The following is a 14,268-nucleotide window of genomic DNA, read 5'->3' on the forward strand; positions in this document are numbered from 1 at the left end:
GGCCCGGTACCCCGGGCCATGTGTCAGGACACCATGGCGCCCTGGACCTGGTTGGCCCAGGAGATGCAGTGGCGGTAGCAGGGTTCGTAGAACGCTTTGTCCATGATCCCCTGCAGTGCATCGAAGCGGCCCTTCTCGTAGTACTCGACCTCGCGCAGGTAGCTGCCCATGTCGCCGGCGCGATCGACCAGCGCATCCTTGATGGACTGGCTGAGCGGCACCTGGTCGACGATCTCCGACATCGGGATCTCGGCGATGGTGTCGAGGTTGGAGAGCAGGCCGGTCATGAAGTAACTCATCGGCATCTCCTTCTCGGAGACCTCCGCCATGAGTTCGCACATACGCGCGCGCACCAGGGCGCTGCGCATCAGTTCCATCGGTTTGTCGCCGCCGTCCTCGAGCAGGAACACGCTGACCCAGCGGCGCACCTGGGTCATGCCCAGGATGTTGATGGCGTGGGAGACCGACTGAATCTCGCGCGACAGGCCCACGGCGGCGGAGTTGACGATCTTGAGGATCTTGAAGGTCAGGCTCGGGTCGCGCAGCACGATCTCCTCGATCACCGCGGTGGAGGCATTCGGGTTCTGCAGCTCGGACAGCAACTGGAACAGCACCACGCTGTTGTGGCCCAATTTCTTGTTCTCGCTGGGCTTGGGTTTGCCGAGCACGTCGCCGGAGAAGTAACGGAAGCCGAGGTCCACGCAGCTGACGAAGTCCTGGCGCGTGGCCAGGTTGTCCGCCGCCAGGTCCAGGCCGTGCGGCATCGCACGCTTGACCAGCGCCGGCAGTTTTTCCATGCCCACGGTGCCGACGTCGATGCGCAGAATATGCACGAATTTCAGGTAGTCCTGGTCGACGTCGAAATCCGCGTCGTCGATCGCCAGGGCGATGCGGTAGCCCTCGCCAGCCAGGGCGCGGTAGCGCGCGGCGGCGTCGGGGCAGTCGACATCCGACGGGCACACTTCGAAGATGAAGCGGTCGGCGGGGAAGTCGGGCAGTTCCAGCGAGGTCAGCGCCCCGGCGCAAACGCGCAGGAAACTGGGCACGGCGCGCTGGCCCTGCTTGCTGGGTACGCTGCTGTAGCTCTCGGCGATGATCAGGCTGAGGGCGCGGTAGTTGCCCTCGCCGGTCAGTTCGCTTCCCTCGAAGGACTGGATCACCGGGTCGAAGGCGACCACCTCCAGGTTCTTCGCGTAAATCGGCCGCATGGCCAGCAGCGCGTCTAGGCTGGCCTCTGGCTCTGTGGCTTCAATGGCAGTCGATTGCAGTGTCATTACCGATCCTCGTAACACACACCCGACGGGGCTTCGGGCAGAAGAAGATGCTAGCGCCGGCCCCCCTCAGGCCTGCGAACACAGGGTATTGCGGGTTGACCCTGTCTTTCCCTTGGTATCGTAGGTTTCCCCATCGCGGCTATCGCGGATGAAGTTGAGTATTCTCTCGTTCCAGGTCATGCGGGCGCGCAGCAGTTCGCCGTTGTGCTGGTTGAGATGGAAGACCTTGGTGGTCGTGGCGTACACCTGCTGCAGCAGGGCCGGGCACTGTTCGCGCGCGGCGGCGGCCTGGCGGCCTTCGCGTCCGCCCGGGCAGCCCAGTTCGCGCTGTAGCGATTCCACTTCGCTGTCCAGCGTCGACAGGCGCTCGAAGCAGGCTTGCTTGAGCGCCGCGGTGGCGGCCAGCGCTTCCCCGTCCGGGGCACTGGCGCAGAGCAGCTCGCGCTCTTCGCCCAGTACATCCACCAGGGTCTCGAGCTGTGCCTGTTGCTGGTCCAGGGCCGCTGCCAGGTCCACGGCTTACAGCCCCTTGAGGTTGTCGAGCAGGCCGTCGGCGATCCTGCCCGTGTCGATTTCGAGGCGGCCCTCGATGATCGCCTCGCGAACTTCGCTGACGCGCAGGCTGTCGATGTCCTGGCTGCTGTCCGCGAGCAGGCGGCTCAAGTCTACCGATGACGATGCGCCCGCTTGCGGCGCCGCGCCGGCCTGTGTGCCCTGGCGCGCTGCGCCGGGTCCTTCCTTGCCGCCGACCTGGTACAGGCTGGGCGGAGTCGAATTGTTGATCTTCACGATACACCTCGCTGCGTGATGGTATTCATACGCCTTCTGTATCGACCGATCCTGAAAATTCTTTAACCGTGTTGGTGAAAAAATAAATCGTTGAAATACAGTTAGTTACCGCCTCTTTCACAATGCGACCTGTACCGTTCCCCGGTTGGAGACGACCCCCGACAGAGTCTTGCGGGATTCGGTACGGATACGAATCGTCTCGCCCGGGTTGCCCGCCTCCAGCGCCTCGCCCTTGCCGGTGATGCGGAAGCCGGAACCGACCACGTCGAAGAACACCGGCTGGCCGCGGGCCACCAGCATGAAGGTCTCCAGGTTGCGGCTGCGCAGCACGCTGCCGGCGGTGAGATTGCGTCGCGCTACCCGGCCCACCGCGTCCTCGGGATGCAACACCGCCTCGCCGAGCAGGGGGGTCAGGTCGCCCTCGCGCGGCTCGAGCATGTCGGCGCTGATCAGCGTGCCCGCGGCAATATCGCGGCCGGCCACCAGGTAGCTGCCCTGCACGCGCAACTGCACCTGCAGGTACAGGGTCTGCTCGCGCTCGCCCTGGCAGTGCACCCCGACATACAGCCGGCCGGAGCGGCTGATCGCGGTATTGCGCAGAAAGGCGTCGGGCTGCGCGCACTGCTCGAGGTCGTGGCGGGTGTCCAGCACGGTCACCTGCAGCGAGTCGCCGAGGTTGGCGAAGCGCTCCTCCACCGCGGCGACCGCGGCGCGGCCGGCGGCACTGTCCGCGGTTTCGGCGACGGCCGGCGCCAGCCAGGCCCCGGCCAGCAGCCAGCATGTAAAGGAGGCGATGGGTATCGCGCGGTGGAAAATCTGTCGTGTCATTGGCTTGCTCCGCCACTGGTGTGTATCGGCATCTGGTGGGAATTCTAAAGAGTCGCGAGCGACGAAGAAGGATGAATTAGCGTGCAAAAGCGTCGCTTATCCCGCCTTTGCCTGGTGCCCCGGGCGCCTAGTATTGACCCTAAGTTACTGTCTCCGGCACAGGATCATGTTCGACAAACTCGACGACGCGTTCCAGTTTCACAGCCAGGCCCTCCAGCTGCGGCAACAGCGCCAGACGGTGCTGGCGAACAACATCGCCAACGCCGACACGCCGAATTTCAAGGCGCAGGATTTTGATTTCTCGCGCCAGCTGGCCTCGGCGGTGGGTCGCCCGGGCGCCTCCGGCGCCGGCGCCCAGGTGCGCATGGCGACGACCGCGGAGGGCCATCTGTCGCGCTCGCCGCAGGGCGGCGCCAACTACAACCTGGACCTGGCCTACCGCGTGCCGGCCCAGCCCAGCCTGGACGGTAACACCGTGGAGATGGACCGCGAGCGGGCGGAGTTCATGGACAACTCGGTGCGCTACCAGGCCAGCCTGGTGATGATCAAGGGTTACCTGCAGGGGCTGAAGAGCGCCCTGCAGCCGGAATAAGGCGCGCAACCGCGTCGGGGAGCCAATAAGCCATGTCACTGTTTTCGATCTTCGATATTTCCGCTTCGGCGCTGTCCGCGCAGTCCCAGCGCATGAACGTGTCCGCCAGCAACCTGGCCAACGCCGACAGCGTGGCCGGCCCCGACGGCGAACCCTACCGCGCCAAGCAGGTGATTTTTGAAAGCCGCCTGCGCCAGGGCCTGGGCGGCGTGGACTCAGTCGCGGTAGTGGAGAGCACAACCGAGTTCGCCACCGAGTTCGACCCCGGCAACCCGCTGGCCGACGAACAGGGCTACGTGCGCAAGAGCAACGTGGAGCCGGTGGACGAGATGATCAACATGATGTCGGCCTCGCGTTCCTACCAGGCCAACGTCGAGGTGATGAACACCAACAAGCAGCTGATGCTGAAAACACTGACGATCGGAGAAGCCTGATGGTAGCGACCAACTCGATAGACAGCTCGGTACTGTCAGCGGTGAACCAGACCGGCGCCGCCAGCAGCACCAGCACGGCGGACGACCTGGGCAACAACTTCATGACCCTGCTGGTCACCCAGTTGCAGAACCAGGATCCGCTCAACCCGATGGAGAACACGGAGCTGACCTCGCAGCTGGCGCAGATCAACACCCTGGACGGCATCGAAGACCTCAACCAGACGCTGCTGGATATCAACACCCAGCTGGATGCCGGGCAGCAGCTGCAGGCCAGTATGCTGATCGGCCGCGGCGTGATGGTGCCCGGCGACCAGGTGCTGGTGGGCAAGGAGGGCGTGACCACGCCCTTCGGTATCGAACTGGAAAACCCGGCGGCGGACGTGCGTGTCTCTGTGGTCAGCGAAGCTGGCGAAGTGGTGCGCACCTTCTCCCTCGGCGCGCAGGATGCGGGCAGTGACACGCTGGTCTGGGACGGCCTGCTGGAAAATGGAGACCTGGCGCCGGAGGGCGCCTATCGCGTGACGGTAGAGGCAGTGGACGCCGATGGTTCTGTCATGCCGGTCACCCCGCTGGCCTATGCGGTAGTGAACGGCGTGTCGAAGACCGACCAGGGCGAGCCCCTGCTGGATCTCGGCGGTGTCATCGCCCCGATCACGCTGGATGAAGTCAGGCAGATTCTTTAATTGATCGCAAACAAACCGGCCCGTCGGCCGGCCAGGAGTAGATAACCATGGGATTTTCACAGGCGCTGAGCGGCCTCAACGCGGCCGCTACCAACCTCGACGTGATCGGCAACAACATCGCCAACTCGCAGACCGTCGGCTTCAAGGCGGGACGCACGCTGTTCGCCGACGTGTTCGCGGGGGCGCAGGCGGGCCTCGGCACCAAGGTCGCCGCGGTCATGCAGACCTTCAACTCCGGGACGCTGGAGAACACCGGGCGCAACCTGGATGTCGCGATCAGCGGCAATGGCTTCTTCCGCCTTATCCAGAACGGCGAGGCGGTCTACTCGCGCAACGGCCAGTTCAACCTGGATGCCAGCGGCTATATCGTCAACGCCCAGGGCGCGCGCCTGACCGGCTACTCCGAGGGCGTGATCGGTTCCGACCCGGAGCCCATCTTTATTTCCACCGGCGGCCTGCAGGCTACCGCGACCACCCAGGTCAACGCCACCCTGAACCTGGATTCGGCCACCGACGCCATCGACCGCGGCACTGTCGCCTTCGACCCGGCGGACGATGCGACCTACTCCTACACCAGCAACATCACTATCTACGACTCACAGGGCAACGCGCATCCCACCACCCTGTATTTCAGCAAGGTGGCGGACAACAGCTGGGAAGTGAACATGTCGCGGGGCGGTGAACTGGCCACCAATACCGGTTCCATCACCTTCGACGTCAACGGCGTACTGGACACGGTGACCAACCTCGACAGCTTCCAGTTCTCCCCGGGCGGCGGTGTCGCCGACCTGGATCTCGCCCTGGACCTCGATGGCACCACCCAGTTCGGCAACGACTTCGAGCTGACCGCGGCGACCCAGGACGGTTATGCGGCGGGCTCACTGGTCGGAATCGTCATCGATGACCGGGGCAACGTGGTGGCCAACTACGCCAACGCGCAGACCCGTGTGCTGTCGACCATCACCATCGCCAACTTCACCAACCCGGAGGGGCTGGAGCCGATAGGCGACAACGTGTGGGTGGAGAGCCCCGCCTCGGGCCAGCCGATCGAGAACTCGCCCGGCGTGGGCCTGGCGGGCACTGTGTCTTCGGGCGTGGTGGAGAACTCCAACGTCGACCTCACCCGCGAACTGGTCAACCTGATCATCGCGCAGCGCAACTACCAGGCCAACGCGCAGACCATCAAGGTCCAGGACGAAGTCCTGCAGAGCGCGGTCAACCTGAGGTAATAGCGCATGGACAGGGTCATCTATACCGCCATGAGCGGCGCCCGCCAGTCGCTGGAGCGGCAGGCGGTCATCAGCAACAACCTCGCCAATGTCGCCACCAGCGGATTTCGCGAGCAGCTGCTGGCGATGCGCGCGGTGCCGGTACAGGGCGCGGGTGCCTACGACACCCGCACCTCGGTGGCCGCGTCCACGCCGGGCGCCAACATGATGTCGGGCCCGGTGCAGTACACCGGCCGCGCCCTCGATGTGGCCATGCTCGACAACGCCTGGCTGGCCGTTACCGGCAGCGATGGCCAGGAGGCCTACACCCGCCGCGGCGACCTGCAGATCGACGGCGAGGGCTTCCTGCGCAGCGCCGGCCGCCAGGTGCTGGGCGAGGGCGGACCGATCCAGGTGCCGCTCGGCGCACAGCTGTTCATCGCCGACGACGGCACCCTGAGCAGCCTGGGCGAGGGCGAGAACCCGGATTCCATCGCGCAGCTGGGCCGCCTCAAGCTGGTCGACGCCAGCGAGGTGGACCTGGTGCGCACCGAGGAGGGCCTGTTTCGCCAGGCACCGGACGCCGACGGCAACAGCGCCGCACTGCCCGCCGCCGAACTGGCCCGCGTGGCCACCGGCTCGCTGGAGGGCAGCAATGTCAGCGCCGTGCAGGGCATGGTGGAGATGATCGCCAACGCGCGCCTGTACGAGATGCAGATGCAGGTGGTCAAGAGCACCGAGGAAAACGACCAGCGGGCCACCAGCCTGCTGTCGATCAACAACTGAACCAACTGATGAATAAGCGGCGGGGGATAGCGCCATGATCAAGTCACTGTGGACGGCCAAGACCGGGCTGGAAGCCCAGCAGGTACAGATGGACGTCATCTCCAACAACCTGGCGAACGTCAGCACCAACGGCTTCAAGCGTTCGCGCGCGGTGTTCGAGGACCTGCTCTACCAGAACGTGCGCCAGGCGGGAGCCAACTCCTCCAGCCAGGACACCCTGCCCTCCGGCCTGCAGGTGGGCACCGGCGTGCGCCCGGTGGCCACCGAGCGCCTGCACACCCAGGGCAGCCTGCAGAGCACCGGCAACTCGCGGGATCTCGCGATCAACGGCGAGGGCTTCTTCCAGGTGTTGATGGTCGACGGCAGCACCGCTTTCACCCGCGATGGCAGCTTCCAGGTGGACGAGAACGGCCAGCTGGTCACCGCCTCCGGCTACCCGGTCGAGCCGGCGATCCTGATTCCCGACAACGCGCTGTCGGTGACCATCAGCCAGGACGGCATCGTCTCGGTGACCACGCCGGGCAATATCAACGCCGAGCAGGTGGGACAGATTACGCTGTCCACCTTCGTCAACCCGGCGGGCCTGCAGTCCATCGGCGAGAACCTGTACCTGGAGACCACCGCCTCCGGCCCGCGCAACGAGAACGTGCCGGGCATGAACGGTGCGGGACGCATCTACCAGGGTTACGTCGAGACCTCCAACGTCAACGTGGTGGAGGAGATGGTCAGCATGATCCAGACCCAGCGCGCCTACGAGATCAACAGCAAGGCGGTGCAGACCAGCGACGAGATGCTGGCGCGGCTGACGCAGCTGTGATTCCACGCCAGTACATGAAGGCCGCCCGCGCGGCCCTGGTCGGCGGCGCCCTGGCGCTGCTCGGCGCCTGCTCGTCCGTGCCCGGCATGGGCGACAAGGACGAGTTCCGCACCACCGAAGTCATCGTCCCGCCGCCGCCGGAGGCCAACGGCTCCATCTACCAGAGCGGCGGCGCCTACATGCCGCTGTTCGAGGACCGCCGCCCGAACCGCGTCGGCGACCTGCTGACCATCGTGCTCAACGAGCAGGTGTCGGCGAGCAAGAACTCTTCCGCCACCGCCAGCCGCAGCAGCGGTGCCAGCATGACCGCGGACGTGGTGCCCGAGGGCCTCGAGGACCTGGTCAAGTACGGCTTCGATATTTCCGGCACCAACGATTTCTCCGGCAGCGGCGGCGCCCAGGCCAACAACCGCCTGACCGGCACGATTACCGTCACCGTCGCCAACGTACTGCCCAACGGCAACCTGCGCGTGGTCGGCGAGAAGCAGATCGTGATCAACCAGGGCACCGAGTTCATCCGCTTCTCCGGCATCGTCAACCCGCTCACGGTGGACGGCGACAACAGCGTGCGCTCCACCGAGGTGGCGGACGCGCGCATCGAATACACCGGCAAGGGCTACGCCAACGAGGCCCAGCGCATGGGCTGGCTGCAGCGTTTCTTCCTCAACGTGTCGCCCATCTAGGGCCATGGAGCACACAGCCATGAGAATCCCACGTCTACTTCCCCGCGTACCGCGCCCGGCCCTGTGGGTGTACCTGGGCCTGTGGATGTTGCTGTTGCTGTGGGGTTCGCTGGCCGGCGCCGCCGAGCGCCTCGGCGAGATGGCCGACTTCCTCGGCGTGCGTAACAACTCGCTGATCGGCTACGGCCTGGTGGTCGGCCTCGACGGCAGCGGCGACCAGACCATGCAGGCGCCCTTCACCGGGCAGAGCCTGACCAACATGCTGCAGAAGCTGGGCGTCAGCGTGCCCCCGGGCAGCAACATGCAGCTGCGCAACATCGCCGCGGTCGCGGTGACCGCCAAGCTGCCGCCCTTCGCGCGCCAGGGCCAGCCCATCGACCTCGTCGTGTCGTCCATCGGCAACGCGCGCAGCCTTCGGGGCGGCACTCTGCTGATGACGCCGCTCAAGGGCGCCGACGGCCAGGTCTACGCCATCGGCCAGGGCAATATCCACGTCGGCGGCGCCGGCGCCGAGGCCGGCGGCAGCAGCGCGGTGGTCAACCAGTTGTCCGGCGGGCGCATTCCCGGCGGCGGCACGGTGGAGCGCGGCGTGCCGCTGGACATCGTGCGCGCGGACGGCACCCTGGACCTGCAGCTCAAGCACGCGGATTTCAACAACGCGCAACTGGCCGCTACCCGCATCAACCAGGAGTTCGGCCAGCGTGTCGCCAGTGCCATGGACGGCAGCACCATTCGTTTGCAGGCGCCGCCCAACCCGGACGCCCTGGTCGGCTTCATGGCCCGGGTCGAAAGTATCGAGATCGAACCCCAGGCCCAGGACAGCCGCGTGGTGATCAACTCGCGCACCGGCTCGGTGGTGATGAACAGCCGCGTCAGCCTGCGTCCCGCGGCGGTCGCCCACGGCAATCTCTCCATCTACATCGACACCAACTACGGTGTCAGCCAGCCGGCGCCCTTCAGCGAGGGGCAGACGGCGATCGTGCCGGACAGCGACATCTACATCGAGCAGGAAGAGGGTGCCCTGCACTTCATGGAGGGCGCCGACCTCTCCGAGGTGGTGCGCGCGCTCAACGCCATGGGCGCCACGCCTCAGGACCTGATGTCGATCCTCGAATCGCTGAAGGCCGCGGGCTCGCTGCGCGCGGACCTGGAGATTATCTAGATGCAGTCGCTGACCAGCGGTTTCGCCCTCGATGTGGCGCGGGTCAGCCAGCTCTCCAATGGCGCCTCGCTGGAGCGCGACAACCCGTCGCTGCGCGAGGCGGCGCGCCAGTTCGAGGCGATGTTCCTGCAGCAGATGCTGACCTCGATGCGCGATGCGTACCTGAAGTCCGACCTGATGCACAGCCCGCAGATGGATTTCTACGAGTCGCTGATGGACCAGCAGTGGGCCCAGCACATGGCCGGCCAGGGCGGTATCGGCCTCGCCGACCAGATGGTGCGCCAGCTCACCGAGCGCGTTGGCGCGCCGACCGCGGACCAGCCGGCCGGCCGCGACCTGCCCGGGTTTCGCGGCGAGGACATCGCCCCGGCGCTGCGCCGGCACCGGCCGCGGCTGGCGCCGGAGACCATCGCCGCGGTGACTGCACCGGCGGGGCCCGCGGTAGTGGCGCCCGGCGCCAACGAGTTTGTCGCCGGCATCATGGGCCAGGCGCGCGCGGTGGAAGCGCGCAGCGGCGTGCCGGCGGAACTGATGGTCGCCCAGGCGGTACTGGAGACCGGCTGGGGCAACCACCGCATCACCCGCGCCGACGGCTCGGACTCCTACAACCTGTTCGGCATCAAGGCCGGTGCCGACTGGCGCGGCGACACCGTCGACGTGGTCACCCACGAGTACATCGGCGAGCGCCGGGTGCAGGTGGAGGCCAGCTTTCGCGCCTACGCCTCCTACGAGGAGGCCTTCGACGATTACGCGCAACTGATTACCGGCAGCCCGCGCTACGCCGGCGTGGTGGCGGCGCAGAGCCCGCGCGAGGCGGTGGCTGCACTGCTCGATGCCGGCTACGCCACCGACCCGGCCTACGGCAGCAAGCTGCTGGCCCTGCTCGACCAGGGCCTGCAACCGCGCGGCGGCAGCTGAGAACCAGTTCACAGGTTCAAGAGATTTTTACTCGGGCCGATACATGAACAAGTATGAAAGGGGTATGCCTCGATGAGCATATTTTCCATCGGTGTTTCCGGGATCACTGCCGCGCAGACGGCCCTGAACACCACCAGTAACAATATCAGCAACGTGTACACACCCGGCTACAACCGGGAGCTGACCCTGTTGCAGGATTCCTCGGTGACCGCCGGGGTGCAGGTCAATGCCATCCAGCGCCAGTTCAACTATTTCACTGCCGGCCAGCTCAACGAGGCGACCACCGGCCTGCGCTACTACGAGACCTACGAAGTGCAGGTCAACCAGATCGACAACCTGCTGGCGGACCAGGATGCGGGGCTGTCCGCGCTGATGCAGAACTTCTTCTCGTCGCTGTCGGACCTGTCCGCGGCCCCCGCCGACCCGGCGGCGCGCCAGGGCGTGATCGGCGCGGCCAACACGCTCACCGCGCAGTTCCGCTCGGTGACCGATTACCTGGCGGACATGCACCGCGGTATCAACACGCAGATCGACCTCGAGGTCGACCAGGTGAACAACATCACCGAGCAGATCGCCCACCTGAACAAGGAGATCTCGATCACCCGGGCCAAGACCCAGGCCGAACCGAACAGCCTGCTCAACCGCCGCGACCAGCTGGTGGCGGAGCTTTCCGAGAGCCTGGATGTGCGCGTCATCATCCAGGGCGGCGGCAGCTACAGCGTCACCCTGGGCAACGGCCAGCCGCTGGTCTCCGGCAACGACAGCTACCAGCTGCGCAGCATCGATTCCTCCGCCGAACCCGGACGCCGGGTGATCGGCTACGTGGATGCGGCGGGCAATACGCTGGAGATATCGGACAGCAAGATCAAGGGCGGCAAGATCGGCGGCCTGCTGAGCTTCCGCAGCGAGTCCCTGGACCCGGTGCGCGATGAGATCGGCCGCCTCGCGGTGTCCCTGGCCACCGAGTTCAACGCCATACACACCGGCGGTATCGACCTCAACGGCGACCCCGGCCTGGAGTTTTTCAGCATCGGCGGGCCGACCACGTTCAGCAACGACAAGAACCTCGGCACCGCGGCGTTCAGCGCCGTGTACGGCGACACCCAGGACCTGACCGGGGTGAACTACACGCTGCAGGTGTCCAATGCGGCCACCGGCGAGTTCACCGTGACCCGTTCCGACGGCCAGGGCAGCTTCACCGCGACCCTGGACGGCGCCAACCAGATCACCGTCGACGGCGTCGTGCTCACTCTGGACAACCCGGCGCTGCTGGTCAACGGCGACAAGTTCAACCTGCAGCCGACGCGCAACGCCACCGCCGACTTCGGCGCGGTGATCCAGGATATTTCGCTGATCGCCGCCGGCCAGGTGGGCGGCACCGGCGACAACCTGAACGCCATCGCCCTGCAGGATTTGCAGAACACCAGCATCGTCGGCGGCAGCGCGACCCTGGGGCAGGGCTATGCGTCGATCGTCAGCGACGCCGGCAACCGCACCAACATCGTCCAGATCAACCGCTCCGCCCAGGAGGGCATCACCCAGCAGGTGCGCAACCTGCAGCAGTCCGAGTCGGGGGTGAACCTCGATGAAGAGGCCGCCAACCTGGTGCGTTACCAGCAGTACTACCAGGCCAACGCGAAGGTGATTGAAGTGGGCTCAACCGTGATCGATACCCTGCTCGGCCTGCGCGCCTGAGCGGCAGTGAAGAGGTAGCACTATGCGCATCAGTACCGTCAGCATCTACGAGCAGGCCGTGTCCTCGCTGAACCGGCAGCAGGCCGCGTTCATGCAGGCCGGCGAGCAGATCGCCACCGGACGGCGCGTGGTAAACCCCTCCGACGACCCGCAGGCCGCGGCACAGGCGATCGGCGTGTCGCAGTCCATCGGCATTCTCGAGCAGTACACCGAGTCGCGGGTGACCGCGCGCAACTCGCTGTCCCAGGAGGAGAGCGTGCTGGCCAGCGTCAGCGACGCCCTGGCCTCGGCCAAGAGTCTTATCGTGCAGGGCGTGAACGGCACCCTGAGCGATACCGACCGCTATTCCATCGCCACCGAGCTGGAGGGGATCTTCCAGACCCTGCTCGGCCAGGCCAACGCCGCGGACGGCAACGGCCGCTTCCTGTTCGGCGGCTTCCAGGACGACAGCGCGCCCTTTGTCGATGACGGCCTGGGCAACATTACCTACAACGGCGACACCAACGAGCGCAGCCAGCGCGTGGACGCCTCGCGCCTGATGCCGGTGTCCGACAACGGCGAGCGCGTGTTCAGCTCGATCCAGCCCGGCGCCGGTTACATCGCCGAGGCCGCCACTACCAACGCCGGCACCGCGGTGTTCAAGGGGCCGGGCATCGTCGATGCCACCGACCCGCTGTTCGGCACTGCGTTTACCCTGGACTTTGTCGACGTGGCCGGCGAGATCAATATCTCGATCAACGGCGGCGCGCCGACCCCCTACGTGGACGGCGAATCGATCAGCTTCGGCGGCCTCAGCCTGGAACTCAACGGCACCCCGGTGGCCGGCGACAGCATCCAGGTCGCGCCGGCGGACACCATGAACACGGATATCTTCGTCACCCTGGGCAAGGCCCTGGACGGGCTGCGCCAGCCGCTGCTGAGCAATGTGGACCGCGCCGGTTTCGAGAACGCGATGAGCACGATCATGCGCGAGCTGGACAACAGCCTGGACAACGTCCTCACCGTGCGCGCCTCGGTCGGCGGCCGGCTCAACGAACTGGACGTGATCGACGGCGTCTCGCAGAACCGCCACCTGAGCTACAAGACCAACCTCTCGGCCCTGATCGACCTCGACTACAACGAGGCAGTGGCCGAGTACAGCCTGCGCCAGGTGGGCCTGCAGGCGGCGCAGCAGGCGTTTGTCGACATCAACGGTATGTCGTTGTTTGATTTCTTGCGTTAATACCGCGGAAACCGGGGTCAGAGCCCTTTTTTTGGCGCCCCACACCGGGGTCAGAGCCCTTTTTTGGAGTCCTTTTTCCCTGAAAAAGGACTCCAAAAAAGGGCTCTGACCCCTACCTACCTCAGAAGCCCAACATCAACACCTGGATAAACTCATACCCCCGCTCAAACAGGGCCGTGAACACGCCCTGCACCCGCGACATCAGCACCGCCATCAGTACCAGTCCCACGGTCAGTGAGATCGGGAAGCCCACCGAGAATACCGTGAACTGTGGCGCCGAGCGGTTGAGGATGCCCATGGACAGGTTGATCACCAGCAATACCCCGAGCACCGGCAGGGAGAGCAGCAGGCCGAGCTGGAAAATGGCGCTGGTGAAACCGACCAGCGCGTAGAAGCCGTCGAAGTTGAGGCTGAAGGCGGCCACCGGCACCTGGCGGAAGGAATCCGCGAGCAGCTGGATGAGCGCCAGGTGGCCGTCCACGGTGACGAACATCAGCAGCGCGACGATGTACAGGATGCGCGACAGGATCAGCGTATTGGCGCCGCTGTCAGGCGAGAAGAACGAGGCGAAGGCCAGGCCCATCTGCAGGCCGATGAAGTCGCCCGCGGCCTGGATGATGGCAAAGATCACCTGCATCACCACGCCGATGGCGATGCCGACCAGCAACTGCTCGATGATGATCGCCACGCTGTGCCAGGACATCAGCGGCACCGCCGGCAGGGGCGGCAGGGTAGCGCTGATGATCGTGGTGAGCAGCACACAGATGCCGATCTTTACCGGCATCGGCACGCTGGAGTGGCTGAGGATCGGCGCCGTGGCGACCATGCCGGTGACGCGCATGAACGGCCACAGGAACAGCGACAGCCACAGCTCCAGTTGCGCGAAGGTGATGTTGAGCACGGCGTCAGCGCAGCATCGACGGGATGCCCTGGAACAGCTCGATGGTGTAGCCGGTAATCAGCTGCAGCAGGAAGGGCCCGGTGAGCACCAGCACGCCGAACACCCCGAGGATCTTGGGGATGAACGACAGCGTCATCTCGTTGATCTGGGTTACCGCCTGGAACAGGCTGATGACCAGGCCGATCAGCAGTGCGGTGAGCAGCAGCGGTGCCGACAGCAGCAGCGCCACGCGCATGCCCTGGTAGGCGAGGTCCATGACGGCTTCAGGTGTCATCG

The 14,268-nt window shown here is 65.7% G+C and carries 17 protein-coding genes; 11 read left to right on the forward strand and 6 right to left on the reverse strand.

Annotated elements, in window-relative coordinates:
• Positions 1 to 23: 23 nt before the first annotated feature.
• The 4 genes from E4634_RS12685 to flgA form a co-directional block, all read right to left on the reverse strand.
• Positions 24 to 1,274 (reverse strand): EAL and HDOD domain-containing protein, encoded by a 1,251-nt coding sequence (locus tag E4634_RS12685; RefSeq protein WP_135444434.1) that lies wholly within the window; start codon positions 1,272 to 1,274, stop codon positions 24 to 26.
• Positions 1,275 to 1,340: 66 nt separating this feature from the next.
• Positions 1,341 to 1,790, reverse strand: coding sequence for a flagella synthesis protein FlgN (locus E4634_RS12690; protein ID WP_135444436.1), 450 nt, complete (start codon positions 1,788 to 1,790; stop codon positions 1,341 to 1,343).
• A 3-nt stretch (positions 1,791 to 1,793) separates the two neighbouring features.
• Positions 1,794 to 2,063 (reverse strand): flagellar biosynthesis anti-sigma factor FlgM, encoded by a 270-nt coding sequence (flgM, locus tag E4634_RS12695; protein WP_206046874.1) that lies wholly within the window; start codon positions 2,061 to 2,063, stop codon positions 1,794 to 1,796.
• A gap of 117 nt (positions 2,064 to 2,180) precedes the next feature.
• The gene (gene flgA, locus E4634_RS12700; RefSeq protein ID WP_135444440.1) at positions 2,181 to 2,891 is read right to left on the reverse strand and encodes a flagellar basal body P-ring formation chaperone FlgA; all 711 of its coding nucleotides are present in this window, start codon (positions 2,889 to 2,891) and stop codon (positions 2,181 to 2,183) included.
• 166 nt (positions 2,892 to 3,057) lie between these two features.
• Here flgA and flgB point away from each other — a divergent pair, with 166 nt between their 5' ends.
• The 11 genes from flgB (at position 3,058) to flgL (ending at position 13,091) form a co-directional block, all read left to right on the forward strand.
• A complete protein-coding gene (gene flgB / locus E4634_RS12705) occupies positions 3,058 to 3,483 on the forward strand; it encodes a flagellar basal body rod protein FlgB (protein ID WP_135444442.1) in 426 nt (141 codons plus the stop codon).
• A gap of 32 nt (positions 3,484 to 3,515) precedes the next feature.
• The gene (gene flgC, locus E4634_RS12710) at positions 3,516 to 3,917 is read left to right on the forward strand and encodes a flagellar basal body rod protein FlgC (RefSeq protein ID WP_135444444.1); all 402 of its coding nucleotides are present in this window, start codon (positions 3,516 to 3,518) and stop codon (positions 3,915 to 3,917) included.
• Complete coding sequence (locus tag E4634_RS12715; RefSeq protein WP_135444446.1) at positions 3,917 to 4,600, forward strand: flagellar hook assembly protein FlgD; 684 nt, start codon at positions 3,917 to 3,919, stop codon at positions 4,598 to 4,600. Before flgC ends, E4634_RS12715 begins: the two co-directional genes overlap by 1 nt.
• Before the next feature lie 47 nt (positions 4,601 to 4,647).
• Positions 4,648 to 5,829 (forward strand): flagellar hook protein FlgE, encoded by a 1,182-nt coding sequence (gene flgE / locus E4634_RS12720; protein WP_135444448.1) that lies wholly within the window; start codon positions 4,648 to 4,650, stop codon positions 5,827 to 5,829.
• Between the two features lie 6 nt (positions 5,830 to 5,835).
• Positions 5,836 to 6,594, forward strand: a complete 759-nt coding sequence (locus E4634_RS12725) for a flagellar basal body rod protein FlgF (RefSeq protein WP_135444450.1) — start codon at positions 5,836 to 5,838, stop codon at positions 6,592 to 6,594.
• A 34-nt stretch (positions 6,595 to 6,628) separates the two neighbouring features.
• Complete coding sequence (gene flgG, locus E4634_RS12730) at positions 6,629 to 7,411, forward strand: flagellar basal-body rod protein FlgG (protein WP_135444452.1); 783 nt, start codon at positions 6,629 to 6,631, stop codon at positions 7,409 to 7,411.
• The gene (locus tag E4634_RS12735) at positions 7,408 to 8,094 is read left to right on the forward strand and encodes a flagellar basal body L-ring protein FlgH (RefSeq protein WP_240725171.1); all 687 of its coding nucleotides are present in this window, start codon (positions 7,408 to 7,410) and stop codon (positions 8,092 to 8,094) included. Before flgG ends, E4634_RS12735 begins: the two co-directional genes overlap by 4 nt.
• A gap of 19 nt (positions 8,095 to 8,113) precedes the next feature.
• Positions 8,114 to 9,256, forward strand: coding sequence for a flagellar basal body P-ring protein FlgI (locus E4634_RS12740; RefSeq protein WP_240725172.1), 1,143 nt, complete (start codon positions 8,114 to 8,116; stop codon positions 9,254 to 9,256).
• The gene (gene flgJ / locus E4634_RS12745; protein WP_135444456.1) at positions 9,257 to 10,174 is read left to right on the forward strand and encodes a flagellar assembly peptidoglycan hydrolase FlgJ; all 918 of its coding nucleotides are present in this window, start codon (positions 9,257 to 9,259) and stop codon (positions 10,172 to 10,174) included.
• 72 nt (positions 10,175 to 10,246) lie between these two features.
• Positions 10,247 to 11,869: a flagellar hook-associated protein FlgK gene (flgK, locus tag E4634_RS12750; RefSeq protein WP_135444458.1), complete on the forward strand. Its 1,623-nt coding sequence runs from the start codon at positions 10,247 to 10,249 to the stop codon at positions 11,867 to 11,869.
• Positions 11,870 to 11,891: 22 nt separating this feature from the next.
• Positions 11,892 to 13,091: a flagellar hook-associated protein FlgL gene (gene flgL / locus E4634_RS12755; RefSeq protein ID WP_135444460.1), complete on the forward strand. Its 1,200-nt coding sequence runs from the start codon at positions 11,892 to 11,894 to the stop codon at positions 13,089 to 13,091.
• Between the two features lie 121 nt (positions 13,092 to 13,212).
• Here flgL and fliR read toward each other — a convergent pair whose 3' ends face one another.
• Complete coding sequence (gene fliR / locus E4634_RS12760) at positions 13,213 to 13,992, reverse strand: flagellar biosynthetic protein FliR (protein WP_135444462.1); 780 nt, start codon at positions 13,990 to 13,992, stop codon at positions 13,213 to 13,215.
• A gap of 4 nt (positions 13,993 to 13,996) precedes the next feature.
• Positions 13,997 to 14,266 carry a flagellar biosynthesis protein FliQ gene (gene fliQ / locus E4634_RS12765; RefSeq protein ID WP_135444464.1) on the reverse strand — a complete coding sequence of 90 codons (270 nt, stop codon included), beginning with the start codon at positions 14,264 to 14,266 and terminating at the stop codon, positions 13,997 to 13,999.
• Positions 14,267 to 14,268: the final 2 nt, after the last annotated feature.

The sequence above is a fragment of the Mangrovimicrobium sediminis genome (genome assembly GCF_004745945.1).
Lineage (GTDB): Bacteria > Pseudomonadota > Gammaproteobacteria > Pseudomonadales > Halieaceae > Mangrovimicrobium > Mangrovimicrobium sediminis.

Coding starts and splice junctions, on each gene's coding strand:
- flgG (WP_135444452.1), top strand. CDS start 6,629: ATGATCAAGTCACTGTGGACGGCCAAGACCGGGCTGGAAGCCCAGCAG.
- flgE (WP_135444448.1), top strand. CDS start 4,648: ATGGGATTTTCACAGGCGCTGAGCGGCCTCAACGCGGCCGCTACCAAC.
- E4634_RS12715 (WP_135444446.1), top strand. CDS start 3,917: ATGGTAGCGACCAACTCGATAGACAGCTCGGTACTGTCAGCGGTGAAC.
- flgL (WP_135444460.1), top strand. CDS start 11,892: ATGCGCATCAGTACCGTCAGCATCTACGAGCAGGCCGTGTCCTCGCTG.
- E4634_RS12685 (WP_135444434.1), bottom strand. CDS start 1,274: ATGACACTGCAATCGACTGCCATTGAAGCCACAGAGCCAGAGGCCAGC.
- fliQ (WP_135444464.1), bottom strand. CDS start 14,266: ATGACACCTGAAGCCGTCATGGACCTCGCCTACCAGGGCATGCGCGTG.
- flgC (WP_135444444.1), top strand. CDS start 3,516: ATGTCACTGTTTTCGATCTTCGATATTTCCGCTTCGGCGCTGTCCGCG.
- E4634_RS12740 (WP_240725172.1), top strand. CDS start 8,114: ATGAGAATCCCACGTCTACTTCCCCGCGTACCGCGCCCGGCCCTGTGG.
- flgK (WP_135444458.1), top strand. CDS start 10,247: ATGAGCATATTTTCCATCGGTGTTTCCGGGATCACTGCCGCGCAGACG.
- E4634_RS12725 (WP_135444450.1), top strand. CDS start 5,836: ATGGACAGGGTCATCTATACCGCCATGAGCGGCGCCCGCCAGTCGCTG.
- flgJ (WP_135444456.1), top strand. CDS start 9,257: ATGCAGTCGCTGACCAGCGGTTTCGCCCTCGATGTGGCGCGGGTCAGC.
- flgA (WP_135444440.1), bottom strand. CDS start 2,891: ATGACACGACAGATTTTCCACCGCGCGATACCCATCGCCTCCTTTACA.
- flgB (WP_135444442.1), top strand. CDS start 3,058: ATGTTCGACAAACTCGACGACGCGTTCCAGTTTCACAGCCAGGCCCTC.